This is a genomic window from Sphingobium sp. TomMM15 (genome assembly GCF_055397045.1).
Window position 1 is genome coordinate 333639 of record NZ_AP027314.1, and the last position, 14897, is coordinate 348535.

Sequence of the window (14897 nt, forward strand, 5' to 3'; positions counted from 1 at the left end):
ATGAGGTGTCCCGTCGATTAGTAGGGAGACTCTCATGATCATCTATGGCGCGCGTCCATCGCCCTTCGTCCGTAAAGTTATCGTCTTTGCCGCCGAGAAGGGGCTGGCGGTGGAAGTGAAGCCCGGCGGCTTTGGCCAGGGCGGCGAGATTTTCGAGCGGGCGTCGCCTTTCGGAAAGATGCCCGCGTTTCAGGATGGTGATTTCCTGATCAGCGACAGCAGCGCGATCATAACCTATATGGATGCCATCAAGCCCGATCCTGCGTTGATCCCGACAGAGCCGAAAGCGCGTGCGCGGACGATCTGGTATGAGGAGTTCGGCGATACCATCGTACAATCCGCCGGGGCCGCGATCTTTTTCAATCGCATGGTTGCTCCGTTGCTGGGGATGCCGCAGGATTTAGTGGCGGCAGACCGGGCGGAGGCGGAGCAGCTTCCGAAGATTGGCGATTATATTGAGAAGATCCTTCCGGAGAGCGGCTTTCTGGTGGAGGATCGCTTTACCCTGGCCGATATTGCGGTTGCCTGTCCGCTGATCAACGTCGGCTATTGCAGTTCGAGCTTGAAAGGCGGGCGCTGGCCGCGGCTGGAGCAATGGTTGGAGAAAATCTGCGCGCGGCCGAGTTTTGCCGATGCGCTGGTGGCGGAAATGAAGGGCATTGAAGCCATGCGGGCATCCTGAACGAACCTAAATGGAACATTATGCTTGACATCGTCACGCTGTTCTGGCAGTTATGTCGATATTGGGAATTGTGAGTCGCCGGGATGGTGACGCGGCAAGGGCTGGTCCGGAAGGACTGGCCCTTTTTCGTTGGGATAGTGGGGGCGAGGGGATGGGGCAAGAGGACGGCGCCAAGATGGTGCGGCGTTTTTCCGGCAAGGCCAGCGATGCGCCCGACAGGGAACTGATCGTGCAGCGGAGCCAGCGCGGCGCAGCCGGTAGCGGGGCGCAGATGCGCGCGGTGCGCCGGGACGGCTGGACTGTCGAGCGGCGCAAGGTCTTCATGGAAACGCTGGCGGCGACTTGCAATGTCAGCGAGGCGGCGCGGGTGGCGGGGAAGAACCTGTCGAGCGCCTATTATCAGAAGCGGCGCGATCCCGGCTTTGCGCGGGAATGGGCGCAGGCGCTGGGCGTCGGCTATGCCGAACTGGAGGCGCTGCTGCTGCGGCAGGCGCTGTTCGGCACGGAAGAGGAAGAGGTGGTGCTGGACGGCGAAGGGATGGTGAAGAGCCGGAAGGTGAAGCGCGGGCATCCCAATGCGGTGGGGGTGCGATTGCTGGTGCAACATCGGCGCGAGGCGGGGGAGAGGCTGGCGGCGGATGCGGTTGAGAGGCCGGACGGGGCGGATGCGGTCGAGCGGTTGCGGGAGGCGTTGGAGAGGGTGCGGGAGAGGCAGGGGGAGGGGTGAGCTAGCTCCATTTAGTTAATCACATTAGCAGTGATGGTTAGGTGAGGCGTCGCTGTACGGGGCATGCAGCGAATTGGACTCTTATTCGATGCGCCAATTGACAGTTCTCCCCCACCTTACCGCTACGGGCGCTCCGGTTGCATCGGTGGCCGGCCGAAAGCGAGCTCTCTTCAAAAGAGCCGCACAGGCCGCCTGATCGAGATCGTCATAACCACTGCTCTTCTCAATTTTGCAGTCGTTCACCGATCCGTCGGGTTGGACCAGGACTGTGATTATGCTTTGTCCCTGCGCGCGAACGGCGGCAGCAGAAGCGGGATAGTCCGATGGTTGAACCCATTTAGACCTGTCGCCGATGGGGGCCGTCGCCCTCATTAATCGATTGGCCTTGAGGTAGGCCGAACACTGTTTATGGAATGCGGGCGTATCCTGTCCTGGAGGCGCTTTGCAGGATTTAAATCGACCATTGTCGTTGGCGATGAAGCGGGTGTCAGCCGGAAGGTCGCTTTGTAGCCAGCCGGATTTTTCTTTGGCTGGTTCAAGCGCCGCATCTTGAGCGACCGCTGGGACTGTGAAGAGCCAAAATGAACACACAAGATGGGCGGCTTTCTTTCTCATGTGATCTTCCCCTGCTGTCACCACTGTGACTGCTCGCCTTTGGATCGCAAGCACTCCTGCTCGTCCTAATTGCGGTAAAAGCAGGAATTCGCAAGTCATGCTGGACATAGCGAGAGTGTCCCGGGTGAAGTCGGGGATGACGGCTTAGGAAAGGCCCTTCTTCACCGCACTGCTTCGGGCGCATGTCTCAGGTGGAGCAGGGGGTAGGGGCGGCCTTGGCCGTCCTTTTCCGAACGGCCGGTGCGGGCGAAGCCCATGCGTTCGTAGAAGGTGAGAGCACCTTCATTCTGTTCGTTGACGTCGGTGGTCATAGCCGGGTGGAGGGCGAGGCCGTGGCTTACGAGCGCGCGGCCGACGTCTTTGCCGTGCCAGGCGGGGTCGATGAAGAGGGCCTCCATATGCGTGCCTTCTATCAGCATGAAGCCGACCGCCCGGTCATCGGCGTCGGTCGCCAGCCATGCGGGGGCGTGGGGCAGGAAGCGGGACACTTCTTTATCGAGCGCTCGGCGATCGGCTGGATCGAGGAAATCATGGGTGGCGTCGATGGCGGAGCGCCAGATGTCGAGCAGGCGGGCGCCGTCGGCAGCGCGGGTGGGGCGGATCGATGTCATGGCCTCACATATAGAGATGAGGTGGCCCAGGCGAAGAGGCGCGGAGTTTGAAAGAGTTGAAGCGGGGCGAGGAGAGCGCGGGCCGATGGGTGGCATGTCGGATTTCGAGAGGTTGGCGGTCCTGCCCGACGCGGCGCGGGAGCGGGTGCTGGCGGGGCTGAATGGCGCGGCGGCGCAGGCTTTGGCACATGATTGGGAGTGGCTCGCCCGGCCGGAGCAGCTGGCGCCCGAGGGAGGCTGGCGGATTTGGTTGATGATGGCGGGGCGCGGGTTCGGCAAGACGCGGGCCGGGGCGGAATGGGTGCGGCGGGTTGCGGAGAGCGATGGCGCGGCGCGGATCGCGCTGGTGGGCGCGACTTTGGGGGAGGCTCGCAGCGTGATGGTCGAGGGGCCTTCGGGCCTGCTGTCGATTGCGCCATGGTGGAACCGGCCGATCTTTTCTCCTGCGCTGCGGCGGTTGGTGTGGCCCAATGGGGCGATGGCGCTGATATTTGGGGCGGCTGACCCGGAATCGCTGCGTGGGCCGCAGTTCAGCCATGGATGGGCCGACGAGATTGCGAAATGGCCGCAGGCGCAAGCGGCCTGGGACAATATGATGATGGGGATGCGGCTGGGGCGCGCGCCTCAAGTGATGGCGACGACGACGCCGCGCCCAGTGGCGCTGGTGCGCGGGCTGGTGGCGCGGGATGGCGCTGATGTCGCGGTGACGCGGGGGCGGACGGCGGACAATGCGGTCAACTTGGCCGATGGCTTCGTGGCGGCGATGGAGCGGAGCTATGGGGCGACGCGGTTGGGGCGGCAGGAGCTGGACGGCGAGCTGATCGAGGAGGTCGAGGGCGCGCTGTGGAACCGGGCGCTGCTGGAGCGGTGCCGGGTGGCTCATGTGCCGGGCGGCGGTAGCGATGGGGCATTGCTGTCGCGGGTCGTCATCGGCGTTGATCCTCCGGCGTCGGCGCATGGCGATGCCTGTGGGATCGTGGTGGCGGGGATTGGCGGCGATGGCCGGGCCTATGTCATTGCGGATGCGAGTGTTGAGAAAGCGAGCCCGGAAAGCTGGGCGCGAGCGGTGGCTGATGCCGCCGCAGTGCATGGCGCGGATCGGGTGATTGCCGAGGCGAATAATGGCGGAGCGATGGTGGAAAGCGTGCTGCGCGCGGCGGAAGCGGCGCTGCCGGTGCGGTTGGTGCATGCGAGCCGGGGGAAGGCGGCGCGGGCCGAGCCGGTGGCGGCGCTGTATGAAGCCGGGCGGGTGCGGCATCGCGGGGCATTCTGGGCGCTGGAGGATGAGATGTGCGGGCTGATCGCCGGGGGCGGCTATGTGGGGCCGGGGCGGTCACCGGATCGGGCGGATGCGCTGGTCTGGGCTTTGACCGAGTTGATGCTGGGACGGCGGGGGGATGCGCGGGTGCGGGCGGTTTAAGGAACCGGGCGCCCAAGCGCGGCGTATTATCCTAAGTCAATTTTATAGAGGGAGTGAGGCTGATGAAATTGGCCAGGATCATGATCGTAGCGGCTGGCGCGACTTTGGTTGCGACGCCGGTGACGGCGGCTTCGCTCAACGGCAAGGAGCGGGCGCGGGTGGCGCGGGCGGCTCCGCGTGATCGGGATGATGTGCGCTATTGCCTGTTACAGGCGAAGAAGGGGCGTGATCGCGGGACGGTGATTGGCGCGGCTGGTGGTGCTGGCGTGGGTGCTTTGGCTGGCGGGAGCTTGGGTGAGTCCTTGCTGGCGGGCGCGGCTGGGGCTGTGGCTGGGCGTGTTATTGGGAAGAGTGAGGGGACTAACGCGGAATGCGATCGGGTTTTGCGGCGTAATCCTTGAGCTAGCGGGCGAGGGGGCTTTCCCCTCTCCAGGTTACGGTAGGCGAGGGCGGTCCCCTCTCCAAGTTTCGCTAGGCGGCTGGCGCCGCCAAGCTTCACTATCCTCTCCCCTGAAGGGGAGAGGATTTGCTTTTGTGCGGGGTTTTTCCATGAAATTCTTTGGGGCGAGGGCGGCGCGCGGGGGCGCGCGGCCGGTGTTGGCGCGTGCCTGGGGTTCGGGCGCGGTGGCGTTGGGGGAATGGCCTGCTTCCTATGAGGCGCAGGTGCGTAGCGGCGTGATTGGCAATCCGATTGCGCAGCGGGCTTTGCGGCTGGTGTCGGAGGGCGCGGGGGCTATGGCTTTGCTGGCGAGCGGGGTTGAGGATGAGGAGCGCGGGACGGTGCTTTCGCTGCTGACGCGCTGTTCGGCGGGGCAGGGGTTGGTCGAGACGCTGGCGAGCCATCTACTGCTGCATGGCAATGGCTATGTGCAGGTGATGATGGGCGCGGATGGCAAGCCGGTCGAGCTATATGCGCTGCGGCCCGAGCGGGTGAGCGTGGAGGCGGATGCGCGGGGGTGGCCTGCGGCTTATCTCTATCGCGTGGGGGATAGCGTGACGCGGTTGCTGCCCGAGGATGCGGCGGGACGGGCTTCGATCCTGCATTTGAAGGCGCTGCATCCTTTGGATGATCATTATGGGCTGGGATGCGTGGGCGCGGCGGCGGGCGCGGTGGCGATCCACAATGCGGCGACGGTGTGGAACAAGGCGCTGCTGGACAATGCGGCGCGGCCTTCGGGGGCTATGGTTTATGATCCGGGCGACGGGTCGGTGATGAGCCCGGAGCAGTTCGAGCGGGTAAAGCGGGAGATGGAGGTCGCCTTTTCCGGTGCGGCCAACGCCGGGCGGCCGATGTTGCTGGAGGGCGGGCTCGACTGGAAGGCGATGAGCCTGACGCCTGCGGAAATGGACTTTGTGGGGCTGAAGGCGGCGGCGGCGCGGGAGATTGCCCTGGCTTTCGGGGTGCCGCCGATGCTGATGGGGCTGCCGGGGGATAATAGTTACGCCAATTATCGTGAGGCGAACAAGGCGTTGTGGCGGCAGACGATATTGCCTCTGGTTGCGAAGATTTGCGGCGGGCTGGCGCAAGGGTTGCAGGGGTGGTGGCCGGGTTTGTCGTTGGCGGCGGATCTGGATGCGGTGCCTGCATTGTCGGACGAGCGGGCGGCTTTGTGGGAGCGGGTGGCTGCGGCGGATTTTCTGACGGCGGATGAGAAGAGGTTGATGTTGGGGGTTTGAGGTCGCGCAGAGGCGCAGAGGGCGCGGAGGATTTTGCAGGGCTGCCTTTGGGCGGCTTTTTGTTGCTCAGCAGCCTTTGCGTGCTCTGCGCGATAATCGGGACGGGGGCTGATGAAGAGGGTTGGTTGGGATGTTGAGGAGAGGGCGGTTCCCCTCTCCCGCTGCGACTAGGCGGCATCGCCGCCAAGTCTCGCGCCAGTTCGTGGTAAACAACACCCCATGTTGTTTAGGTCATGCCGGGGGCATGACCGACCCCGAACTCCCCTGAAGGGGAGAGGGGAAGGAGGGCATTTTCATGAAATATGATGGCGAGATGCTGGCGCGGCTGGTGGCGCAGGCTGACGCGGCGCCGGGGCAGATGGACATGGTGATGATCCGCGCGCTGATCGAGGAGGCGAGCGAGTTGGGCGCCGGGCGGGCGCTGGAGCGGCTCGGCTTGAGCGATCGGCGCGCGGAGGATGATGTGCGGGAGTTGCGTGAGCTGCTGTCCGCCTGGCGCGACGCGAAGAAGGCGGCGCGCGGGGCGGTGGTCGGCTGGGCGGTGCGGATCGTGATGGCGCTGGTGCTGCTGGGTGTAGCGGTGAAGGCTGGGCTGGTCGGCATGGTGCGGGGATGAGTGGCCCGAGCGGTGAGTGCGACGTGCGGTTCGCGGGGTATGCGGCGGTGTTCGATCGGGTGGATCATGGCGGTGATGTGGTGCGGCCGGGGGCTTTTGCGGGCGTGGCGGCGGGGGTGCCGCTGCTCTGGCAGCATCTGCCGGGTGAGGCGATCGGGACGGTCGAGCGGGTGGAGGAGGATGCGCGCGGGCTGCGGGTAATTGGGCGGGTGTCGGGTAGGACTTCTGCCGGGAGGGCAGCGGCGCGCGCTTTGAAGGAGCGCGCGGTGGATGGGTTGTCCTTTGGCTATCGGGTGCGGGAGGCGCGGGGAGCTGGGCCGCGCGAGCTGCTGGCGTTGGAGCTGGTGGAGGTGAGCGTGGTGACGCACCCGATGCAGCCTTTGGCGCGGGTGATTGCGGTGGAGGGGTAGCGCTTCTCCCCCCTCATCCAACTTCGCCTAAGCGGCTCTGCCGCTAAGGCTTCGTATCCTTCTCCCCCCGCGGGGAGAAGGTTTTGATGAGCGGTCCTTTGGGGCCGCTTTTTTTGTGGGAGTGGTTGATGACGGATCAGTTGGAAGCGAGCTTTGATGCGGTGGTGCAGGGTGAGCGTATCGAGGCGCTGGAGGGTGAGGTTGCGGCGCTGAAAGGGGCGCTGGTGCAGCAGCAGCGGCCTGCGCTGGATGGGGTGAAAGGTGGGACGTTCGATCCCAAGCGGGCCGCTTTTGTCGAGCGCTATGTGCGGCAGGGGCTTGAAGCGGGTGTGGAGCTGAAGAGCTTTTCCGGGGCGAGTGGCGCTGCGGGCGGCTATGCGGTGCCGCGTGAGATCGACCAGATCATCGATGCGACGTTGAAGAGCATCTCGCCCATTCGTTCGATTGCGAATGTGGTGCGTACCGGCAGCGCTGGCTATCGCAAGCTGGTGACGTCGGGCGGCATCGTGTCGGGCTGGGCGAGTGAGACGGGTGCTCGAGCGGAGACGGCTACGCCCAATTTCAACGAGATCGTGCCGCCTTATGGCGAGCTTTACGCCAATCCGGCGGCAAGCCAGGCGATGCTGGACGATGCGCAGTTCGATGTCGAAGGCTGGCTGGCGGGCGAGATTGCCCGTGAGTTTGCGGCGGCGGAGGGCGCGGCGTTCGTTAACGGCAATGGCACGAACAAGCCCAAGGGGTTCCTGACCTATACGACGACCAATGAGGCGGACAGCGTGCGTGCCTTTGGCTCGCTGCAATATGTGGCCTCCGGCGGCGCGGGTGCTTTTGCTGCGACCAACCCCGAGAACAAGCTGATCGATCTGGTGCAGAGCCTGCGGGCGCCCTATCGTCAGGGGGCGTGCTTTGTCATGAATTCGGCGACGCTGGCCGTTATTCGCAAGATGAAGACGAGCGATGGGGCGTTTATCTGGCAGCCTTCGCTGAGCGCTGGGCAGCCTGCGACGCTGCTGGGTTATCCGGTGGTGGAGGCCGAGGATATGCCGGATCTTGCTGCGGGTTCGCTGTCGATCGCCTTTGGTAATTTCCAGGCGGGCTATGTGATTTCGGAGCGTAGCGAGACGAGCATCCTGCGCGATCCGTTCAGCAACAAGCCGTTCGTGCATTTCTATGCGGTGAAGCGGATTGGCGGCGCGGTTTCCAATTCGGAGGCGATCAAGCTGATGAAGTTCGCGGCTTCGTAACAAACCCCCTCATCCAACTTCGCCTAGGCCCGTTCGGGCCAAGGCTTCGTATCCTTCTCCCCCCTCAGGGGGAGAAGGGTCTTTTTTTAGGGAGGGGCGGTTGGTGCTGGTGCGGGAAGAGGCTGGGGTGGCGGGGGCGTCGCTGGCGGAATTGAAGGATTATCTGCGGATTAGTGGCAGTGGCGAGGATGGGTTGCTGGAGGGGCTGCTTAGAAGTGCGACGGCGTTGTGCGAGCAGTTTCTGGGGCAGTGGCTGATCATTGGCGAGGCGCGGGAGACGGTGCGGGTTGATGGGGGATGGCAGCGGCTGTCCGCTACACCGGTGGTGGCGATCCTGGGGGTCGATGCGGTGGGGCCGGATGGCGTGGCGCAAGCGTTGGCCGTCGATGCTTATTCGGTTGATATCGATGCGGCGGGGGATGGCTGGGTGCGGGCGCGGCCTTTGACGGGCGAGCGGGTGCTGGCGGTGCGTTACCGGGCGGGGATGGCGGAGGACGCGGATGGACTGCCCGATCCGATCCGGCAGGGGATCGTCCGGCTGGCGGCGGAGCATTTTTCCGCGCGTGACGGTGATGTGGCGACGCCGCCTGCGGTGGTGAGCGCGCTGTGGCGGCCGTGGCGGCGGATGCGGCTGGCATGAAGGTGGCGGTGCTGGCGAGGAAGGTCGAGGCGCGGGCGGCGCGGCGGCGTGGGCAAGTGGCCGAGGCAATGCTGGCGGCGGGCGTGGAGGATGTGCGGGTCGAGGGGGAGGCTGTGCTGTTGTCGGGGCGGGGGTTGCTGCGGCGGTGGCTGGGCGACCTTGATCTGCGCGAGAGGGTGAGGGGCGGGCGATGAGTGCGGAAGTGACGGTGCGGGCTGCGGTGGTTGCGGCTTTAGGCGAAGATGCGGAGTTGATGAGCGGGCTGAATGGCCTGTTCGATGGTCAGCCTGTGCGGGCGAGTGTGCCTTATGCAGTGGTTGGGGAGTGTCTTGCGAACGATTGGGGCGCGAAGGATCTCGACGGGCGCGAGTTGCGGCTGACGATCGGGTTGCATGATGCTGGGGAGACTCCGGGGCGGTTGGCGGTGTTGCTGGAGCGCATTGGTGGCGTGATGGAGGGTTTGGAGGCTGCCGAGGGGTGGCGGATCGTTGGGGTGCGGTTGATCCGGTCTCGGGTGGTCAAGGGGCGGGAGAAGGACGCCTGGCAGGCGGTGGTGGATTATCGGGTGCGGGTGGTGAGGGTTGAGTAGGCCGCCTCGAAATCAAGTAAAGAAGTAAAGCCGTTGGCTTCGCCGGCCTTCGGCTCGACAGGCTCAGGGCGAACGGAGTTTTGAGGGACGGGTGTCAGTTTGACAGGACCACTGGCGACGAAGCGCCAGCGGTGCTGGGCTGGCCGGGCGGCATGAAGCGTTAGCCGCCGGGCTTGGAATAATCCTCGAACTCGCCGGTGATCTTGTCGACATATTCGGCGATCTGGTCGTCGGCGTCGGCTTGCGCGTCCTTTTCGGACATGCCGGTGGATTTGTCGTCAGCGACGATGGCGGCGCGGAAGGCGGCTTCCTTGGCGCTGCACTTGGATTTCAGCGTGGACTGGAAGTCGCCGAGCGTCAGCTTCTTGTCGAGCGCGGGGCTGATCTCTTTTGACAGGCATTCGGAATAGGCCTTGCGGCCAGCGCCGACGGCATCGCCGCTTTGCGCCGAGGCGGCCAGCATCATCATGAGGGGAGCAGCGAACAGCATTCGAACCTCTCCAATCGCAATTCAGGCACGGTTTATCTTACAGGAGAATGCTCCATGGCAGTGGAAAAAGGAAGCGCGTTTCTATTGAAAGTGGGCGATGGCGGGTCGCCTGTCGCCTATGCGACGGTGGCCGGGATGCGGACCACGCAGCTGTCGGTGAACGGCGAGGGCGTCAACGTGACGTCCAAGGATTCCGGTGGTTGGCGCGAGCTGCTTTCGGGCGCGGGGGTGCGGTCTGTCAGTGTGTCGGCGGCTGGGATCTTTACCGGGTCGGCGGCGGAGGTGCGCATTCGCAATCATGCGCTGGCCGGGACGATCGAGCAGTTTGAATTGAGCTTTGAAAGTGGCGAGCGGATGCGGGGGCGGTTTCTGGTCACGCGGCTCGACTATGCGGGCGATTATAATGGTGAGCGTAATTATGCGCTTAGCCTGGAAAGCTCTGGCCCGGTGGTGTCGGAATGAGCGCGGTGAATGAGGCGCCCAATAGCGCAAGGGGCGAGGCTGCGCTGGAAGTGGCTGGTGAGGTTTTGCGGTTGCGGCCGAGCTTTGCGGCTCTGGTGGCGGCGGAGCAGGAGTTGGGGCCGTTGTTCGAGCTGGTCGATCGGGCGGCTGCGGGCAAGTTGTCGCTGTCCGACATGGCGGGTCTGTTCTGGCATTGCCTTGCTGATGCGCCCGTGGGGCTGACGCGCGAGAGGTTGGGCGAGGCGATCGTTGAGGCGGGGCTGGTGAAGCTCTCGCCGGTGCTGAGCGGGATCATCAGGCAGATTTTGGGGGGACGATGAGCTTCTTCAAAGCGGCGGCGCGGCTGGCTGGCGTCGCGGGATGGTTGCTGGGGTGGCGGCCGGATGAGTTTTGGCGCGCGACGCCGGTGGAGTTGGAGGCGGTGTTGCGGGCTGCTCGGGGTGAGGACGAGCCGGTGGTAGGGGTGGATAAGGGGGAGTTGGAGCGGTTGCTGGGGGTGATGCCTGATTGAGGCAGTGATCTCCGGACAGAATTAGAGTGGTCGCGTGGGGGCCGCCCCCACCCCAACCCCTCCCCTGAAGGGGAGGGGCTTATTTTGGTGGCTCTTGGAGGCAGGGGATGGACGAGGACATCGAGACGCTGGTGGTGCGGGTTCGGGCGGATACGCAGGGGCTTTCGCGGGATGTGGAAGCGATGCGGGGGGAGTTGGAAGGGCCGCTGGCTTCAGGCGCGGAGCGGGCGGGGCGGCGGATTGAGCAGGGGTTGCTGCGTGCGGTGCGGAGCGGGCGCTTTGGCTTTGAGGAGCTGAAGCAGGTTGCGCTGTCAGTGCTGGAAGAGATTGCGGCGGGGGCGGTTCGGTCTGGTGCGGCTAGTGTTGGGGGCGTGGGTGGTTCCTTGCTGACGTTGGCGGGGGCGGCGCTGGGATTGCCGGGGCGGGCTACTGGCGGGCCGGTGTCACCGGGGCGGGCCTATGTCGTTGGTGAGCGGGGGCCTGAGTTGTTCGTGCCGACCGCCAGTGGGCAGGTGATGGCGAATGGTAGCGGCGGCGCGCGGGATGTGCGCGTGAACATCGCCGTGCAGGGGCGTGGTGAAGGGTTCGACAATGCGCGGATGCTGGCGCGGAGCGCGCGGCAGGTGGCGCGGGCGGTCAGGGGGGCGCTGAACGGATGAGTGGGCTTGGCTATTGGTTGGCGGACGCGCGGCGGGGGCAGGAAGAGCGCTTCATGAAGCGTTTCGCGCCAACGCATTGGACGGTGAACTTTCCGCGGCCGATGATGGCTAGTGTCGTTACGACGGCGGCGGATGCACTGCGGGTTGACGCGGTTTTTTACGGGTCCGGCGATCTGGCGGGGCTGATCTGGGAGGCGGAGGACAAGTGGAGCCATCCGCTGCTGGCCTATGAGACGGCGCGGGATTTTCGAGATTGCGTGTTGCGGTTTCGTTGGCGGAGCGGGGGGCTGAAGCGGCTGGATGAGGTGCATGGACCTACGCTGACTATCGAGGGCCGGGATGCCGGGGGCGATCCGAGGTCCTGGTATGTGCGGCTTTGGAACTATGCGAGTGGATCGGCGGAAGACGCTGACATCGTTTTGAATTTCGCTGATCTGGATGGGGGGTTCCTGCTGCCGGGCGAGGCTGATCCGGTTTGGGCGGGTGATGTGGACCGGATGTTCATATCGCTTGCTGCGCCGGGCTATGATGCTGGGGCCACAGCCTTTGCGGCGGGGGTCGAGGGTTGGGCAGAGCTGTCGAACATGCGCTGCGATGGCGCGGGGTCGGTGCTGAGCGTTGGCGATGTGATGGTGCCGGAACATGGGCTGTCGATGGCGACAGGCTATGATGATTGTTTCAACCAGACGCCCGAGCGGATCGTCGATGCGATCCATGCGCTGGGCTATCGCGGCGACATCAACCATTATGTGGGGATGAGCCATTATTTCCGGCTCGAACCGCTGGGTGGTGGTTTTTATGTGAGCCTGGCGGGAGGCGTGTTGAACGCGCCCTGTGCGGCTTGGCATGCTGACTTTTCGGGGCGGGCAAAGGCTCTGGGGCTAGGGGTGATCTGGTCGCTTTCCTATGAGTTGCTGGATGCGCATTGCTGGAACGATTGGAAGCAACGCGCGGAGAATGGTGATGCGGCGCTGACGGGTTGGTCGCCGCCCTCGACTTTGCTGTCGCCTGCGCATGATGGGGCGATGAGCTATTTGCGGCTCGTGGCCGGGGCCTTTGTTTCCATTGGGTTGAGTGCCGGTATTCCGATCAAGTTTCAGGTGGGCGAGCCATGGTGGTGGGTGATGCCTGACGATGGGCGGATCTGCATCTATGATACGGCGGCGCGGGCTGCCTTTGGTGGGAGCCCGGTTTCGATCAGCGACGTGCGGGGTGTGTTGAGCGGGCCGCAAAAGGCTCTGCTGGATCAGGCGGGGGCGGTGCTGGCGGCGTCTACGGCGGCGCTGTGTGCCTGGGTGAAGGGGGTGGCGCCGGGGGCGGTGACGCATTTGCTCGCCTATCTGCCGACGGTACTGGACCCGCTCGCGCCGGAGGCCAAGCGGGCGAACATGCCGGTGGGGTGGGCTGCGCCAGCCTTCGATGTGTTGCAGCTGGAAGATTATGACTGGGTGACGGAGTGGCGACCTACGCGCACCTCGCGGGGGATCGAAGTGGCGACGGCGCGGCTCGGCTATCCGGTGGAAGAGCAGCATTATTTTTCTGGCTTCGTGCTGCTTGGCGAACAGGCGGCGCAGTGGCGGCAGATCGCTGACGCGGCGGAGGCGGCGGTGCGGCGGGGGACGGCGGCGACATTCGTGTGGGCGCTGCCGCAGGTGGCGCGGGATGGCTTCACCTGCTTCAGACTTCAGGGGGATGATGAGATGCAAGCCTTTGACGATGTGGCGTTTCCGATCGCCATTGGGCGGGACGCGAGCCTGTCGCCTGCTTTTTCGACGCAGGTGGTGGAGAGCCCGTCCGGGCATGAGCGACGGAGCAGCGACTGGGCGGATGCGCGGCTGTCCTTCGATGCGGGGCCGGGGGTGCGATCGGAGGCGGACATTGTCGAGCTGATCGCTTTTTTCCGGGCGCGACGTGGGGCGGCGCGGGGGTTCCGTTTTACCGATCCTTATGACGACCGCAGCTGTGCGCCGGGGATGGTGCCGGGTTCGTTGGATCAGCGTCTGGGAACCGGGGATGGCGTGCGGACGGAGTTTCCGTTGCAGCGCTATTATGGCGACGGTGAGGAGGCGCAGGTGCGGCGGATCACCCGGCCGGTGGCGGGCAGCATTCGCGTGGCGGTGGATGGCGTCGAGCTGAGCAGCGGGTGGAGCCATGCGGGACTGGGCGTCATCGCGTTCGACGAGGCTCCGGCGGTGGGCGCGTTGCTGACGGCGGGGTTCCGTTTCGACGTGCCGGTGCGCTTTGCCGAGGACAGGCTGGACGTCAACCGCGCGACCTTTGCGGCGGGTGAGGCACCTTCGGTGCCGCTGGTGGAGATACGGGAATGAGCGGGCTGGAGGCTTTGGAGAAGCCGCTGGCGACACTGGCCTTTTGCTGGCGGCTGGAGCGGCGGGATGGGGTGACGATTGGGCTGACGAGCCATGACCGTGATCTGGAGATCGGGCATGTGCGCTATCGCGCCGCGCCGGGGATGACGCCTTCGGCCGTTCGCAGCGGGATCAGTGCGGAGGGGGGCGATACCGACTTGCAGGGCGCCTTGATTGCGGATGCGATCAATGAGGCGGATTTGATGGCGGGCCGCTGGGACGGGGCTGCGCTGGAGTTGCGGCTGACGGAATGGGAAGCGCCGGGCGAGATGTGGCTGATGCTCGCGAAGGGTGAGATTGGGAGCGTGGCGCGAAAGGGCGGGGCTTTCACGGCGGAGCTGGTGGGGGCGATGGCGGCGCTGAAGGCTCCGGTTGCGCCCTCTACATCGCCCGATTGCCGGGCGCGGCTGGGGGACCGGCAGTGTCGTGTCGATCTGGCGGGGCGGCGTAAGGTCGTGGCGGTGTCGGCTGTCGATGATGTGGAGGTGAGTGCGGCAGGGTTGGCTGCGGGTGTCTATGCCTTTGGCACATTGCGATGGCTGACGGGCGCCAATGCCGGAGCGGTGCAGGCTGTCGTGGATAATGGGGCAAGTGGGGTGACGCTGGCCGATCCGCCATGTTTTGCGGTGGCGGCAGGGACGCTGGCGCTGCTGACAGAAGGTTGTGACCGGCAGTTGGATACGTGCCGAACGCGCTTCGCCAATGTCGTGAATTTCAGGGGGGAGCCTTATTTGCCGGGCACGGACCTTCTGACGCGCTATCCCGGCGCGTGAGCGGCGCAATGGGGGGCCGGATCGTGGCGGCGGCGCGCGATCTGGTGGGGGTGCCTTTCCGGCTGCAGGGGCGCAGCAGGACGAGCGGTATCGATTGCGTCGGGCTGGCGGCTTTGGCGCTGGCGGAGGCGGGGCACAAGGGTACACCGCCGCGAGGCTATGGGCTGCGGTCGGGCGATGCGGCTCTGGCGCGCGACTGGCTGGAGCGGGCGGGCTTGCAGGCGGTTGAGCGGGGGCAGGCGGGCGACCTGGCGCTGGTGCGGCCGGGGCCGTTGCAGTTGCATCTAATGATTTTGGTCCCCGGCGGGCATGTGCATGCCCATGCGGGACTGGGGCGCGTGGTCGAGACGCCGGGGCCTTCGCCTTGGCCCGTCATCGGCCATTGGCGGGCGATATAGGAGCAGA

General features: G+C 65.3%; 21 protein-coding genes. 18 read left to right on the forward strand and 3 right to left on the reverse strand.

What is annotated here, in order from left to right; translation table 11 throughout:
* Positions 1–34 precede the first annotated feature (34 nt).
* Together ACZ51H_RS01815 and ACZ51H_RS01820 are read left to right on the forward strand one after the other, a co-directional pair.
* Positions 35–682 (forward strand): glutathione S-transferase family protein, encoded by a 648-nt coding sequence (locus ACZ51H_RS01815; RefSeq protein WP_464771990.1) that lies wholly within the window; start codon positions 35–37, stop codon positions 680–682.
* Positions 683–833: 151 nt separating this feature from the next.
* Positions 834–1409 (forward strand): hypothetical protein, encoded by a 576-nt coding sequence (locus ACZ51H_RS01820; RefSeq protein WP_464802264.1) that lies wholly within the window; start codon positions 834–836, stop codon positions 1407–1409.
* Positions 1410–1490: 81 nt separating this feature from the next.
* Here the strand turns inward: ACZ51H_RS01820 and ACZ51H_RS01825 are convergent, their stop codons facing one another.
* On the reverse strand, positions 1491–2024 hold the full coding sequence (locus tag ACZ51H_RS01825; RefSeq protein ID WP_464802265.1) for an energy transducer TonB: 534 nt from the start codon (positions 2022–2024) through the stop codon (positions 1491–1493).
* A 161-nt stretch (positions 2025–2185) separates the two neighbouring features.
* Entirely contained in the window at positions 2186–2635 is a 450-nt protein-coding gene (locus ACZ51H_RS01830) for an acetyltransferase (protein WP_464802266.1), read from the reverse strand.
* An 85-nt stretch (positions 2636–2720) separates the two neighbouring features.
* On the opposite strand from ACZ51H_RS01830, the gene ACZ51H_RS01835 reads away from it, so the two are divergent.
* The 9 genes from ACZ51H_RS01835 to gp17 all read left to right on the forward strand — a co-directional run bounded on the left by ACZ51H_RS01835 (position 2721) and on the right by gp17 (position 9231).
* A complete protein-coding gene (locus tag ACZ51H_RS01835) occupies positions 2721–4055 on the forward strand; it encodes a DNA-packaging protein (RefSeq protein WP_464802267.1) in 1335 nt (444 codons plus the stop codon).
* A 62-nt stretch (positions 4056–4117) separates the two neighbouring features.
* A complete protein-coding gene (locus tag ACZ51H_RS01840) occupies positions 4118–4456 on the forward strand; it encodes a hypothetical protein (RefSeq protein ID WP_464802268.1) in 339 nt (112 codons plus the stop codon).
* A gap of 148 nt (positions 4457–4604) precedes the next feature.
* Positions 4605–5732 carry a phage portal protein gene (locus tag ACZ51H_RS01845; RefSeq protein ID WP_464802269.1) on the forward strand — a complete coding sequence of 376 codons (1128 nt, stop codon included), beginning with the start codon at positions 4605–4607 and terminating at the stop codon, positions 5730–5732.
* A gap of 295 nt (positions 5733–6027) precedes the next feature.
* Positions 6028–6348, forward strand: coding sequence for a DUF6127 family protein (locus tag ACZ51H_RS01850; protein WP_464771995.1), 321 nt, complete (start codon positions 6028–6030; stop codon positions 6346–6348).
* On the forward strand, positions 6345–6758 hold the full coding sequence (locus tag ACZ51H_RS01855; protein ID WP_464771996.1) for an HK97 family phage prohead protease: 414 nt from the start codon (positions 6345–6347) through the stop codon (positions 6756–6758). The genes ACZ51H_RS01850 and ACZ51H_RS01855 overlap by 4 nt, the downstream gene beginning before the upstream one ends.
* A 128-nt stretch (positions 6759–6886) precedes the next feature.
* Positions 6887–8002, forward strand: a complete 1116-nt coding sequence (locus ACZ51H_RS01860; protein ID WP_464802270.1) for a phage major capsid protein — start codon at positions 6887–6889, stop codon at positions 8000–8002.
* 103 nt (positions 8003–8105) lie between these two features.
* Complete coding sequence (locus ACZ51H_RS01865; RefSeq protein WP_464802271.1) at positions 8106–8642, forward strand: head-tail connector protein; 537 nt, start codon at positions 8106–8108, stop codon at positions 8640–8642.
* Positions 8618–8836, forward strand: coding sequence for a hypothetical protein (locus tag ACZ51H_RS01870; protein ID WP_464802272.1), 219 nt, complete (start codon positions 8618–8620; stop codon positions 8834–8836). Before ACZ51H_RS01865 ends, ACZ51H_RS01870 begins: the two co-directional genes overlap by 25 nt.
* The gene (gene gp17 / locus ACZ51H_RS01875; RefSeq protein ID WP_464802273.1) at positions 8833–9231 is read left to right on the forward strand and encodes a tail completion protein gp17; all 399 of its coding nucleotides are present in this window, start codon (positions 8833–8835) and stop codon (positions 9229–9231) included. The genes ACZ51H_RS01870 and gp17 overlap by 4 nt, the downstream gene beginning before the upstream one ends.
* A 160-nt stretch (positions 9232–9391) precedes the next feature.
* Here gp17 and ACZ51H_RS01880 read toward each other — a convergent pair whose 3' ends face one another.
* Positions 9392–9721 (reverse strand): hypothetical protein, encoded by a 330-nt coding sequence (locus ACZ51H_RS01880; protein WP_464802274.1) that lies wholly within the window; start codon positions 9719–9721, stop codon positions 9392–9394.
* 54 nt (positions 9722–9775) lie between these two features.
* On the opposite strand from ACZ51H_RS01880, the gene ACZ51H_RS01885 reads away from it, so the two are divergent.
* From ACZ51H_RS01885 to ACZ51H_RS01915, 7 genes are all read left to right on the forward strand, one after another.
* On the forward strand, positions 9776–10183 hold the full coding sequence (locus ACZ51H_RS01885) for a phage tail tube protein (protein WP_196225666.1): 408 nt from the start codon (positions 9776–9778) through the stop codon (positions 10181–10183).
* The gene (locus ACZ51H_RS01890; protein WP_464802275.1) at positions 10180–10503 is read left to right on the forward strand and encodes a gene transfer agent family protein; all 324 of its coding nucleotides are present in this window, start codon (positions 10180–10182) and stop codon (positions 10501–10503) included. The genes ACZ51H_RS01885 and ACZ51H_RS01890 overlap by 4 nt, the downstream gene beginning before the upstream one ends.
* Positions 10500–10694 (forward strand): phage tail assembly chaperone, encoded by a 195-nt coding sequence (locus tag ACZ51H_RS01895; protein WP_464802276.1) that lies wholly within the window; start codon positions 10500–10502, stop codon positions 10692–10694. Before ACZ51H_RS01890 ends, ACZ51H_RS01895 begins: the two co-directional genes overlap by 4 nt.
* 107 nt (positions 10695–10801) lie before the next feature.
* Complete coding sequence (locus ACZ51H_RS01900) at positions 10802–11353, forward strand: tail tape measure protein (RefSeq protein ID WP_464802277.1); 552 nt, start codon at positions 10802–10804, stop codon at positions 11351–11353.
* On the forward strand, positions 11350–13680 hold the full coding sequence (locus ACZ51H_RS01905) for a DUF2460 domain-containing protein (protein ID WP_464802278.1): 2331 nt from the start codon (positions 11350–11352) through the stop codon (positions 13678–13680). The genes ACZ51H_RS01900 and ACZ51H_RS01905 overlap by 4 nt, the downstream gene beginning before the upstream one ends.
* On the forward strand, positions 13677–14492 hold the full coding sequence (locus ACZ51H_RS01910) for a DUF2163 domain-containing protein (RefSeq protein ID WP_464802279.1): 816 nt from the start codon (positions 13677–13679) through the stop codon (positions 14490–14492). Before ACZ51H_RS01905 ends, ACZ51H_RS01910 begins: the two co-directional genes overlap by 4 nt.
* Before the next feature lie 8 nt (positions 14493–14500).
* Positions 14501–14890 (forward strand): peptidoglycan endopeptidase, encoded by a 390-nt coding sequence (locus ACZ51H_RS01915; RefSeq protein WP_464802280.1) that lies wholly within the window; start codon positions 14501–14503, stop codon positions 14888–14890.
* Positions 14891–14897 lie beyond the last annotated feature (7 nt).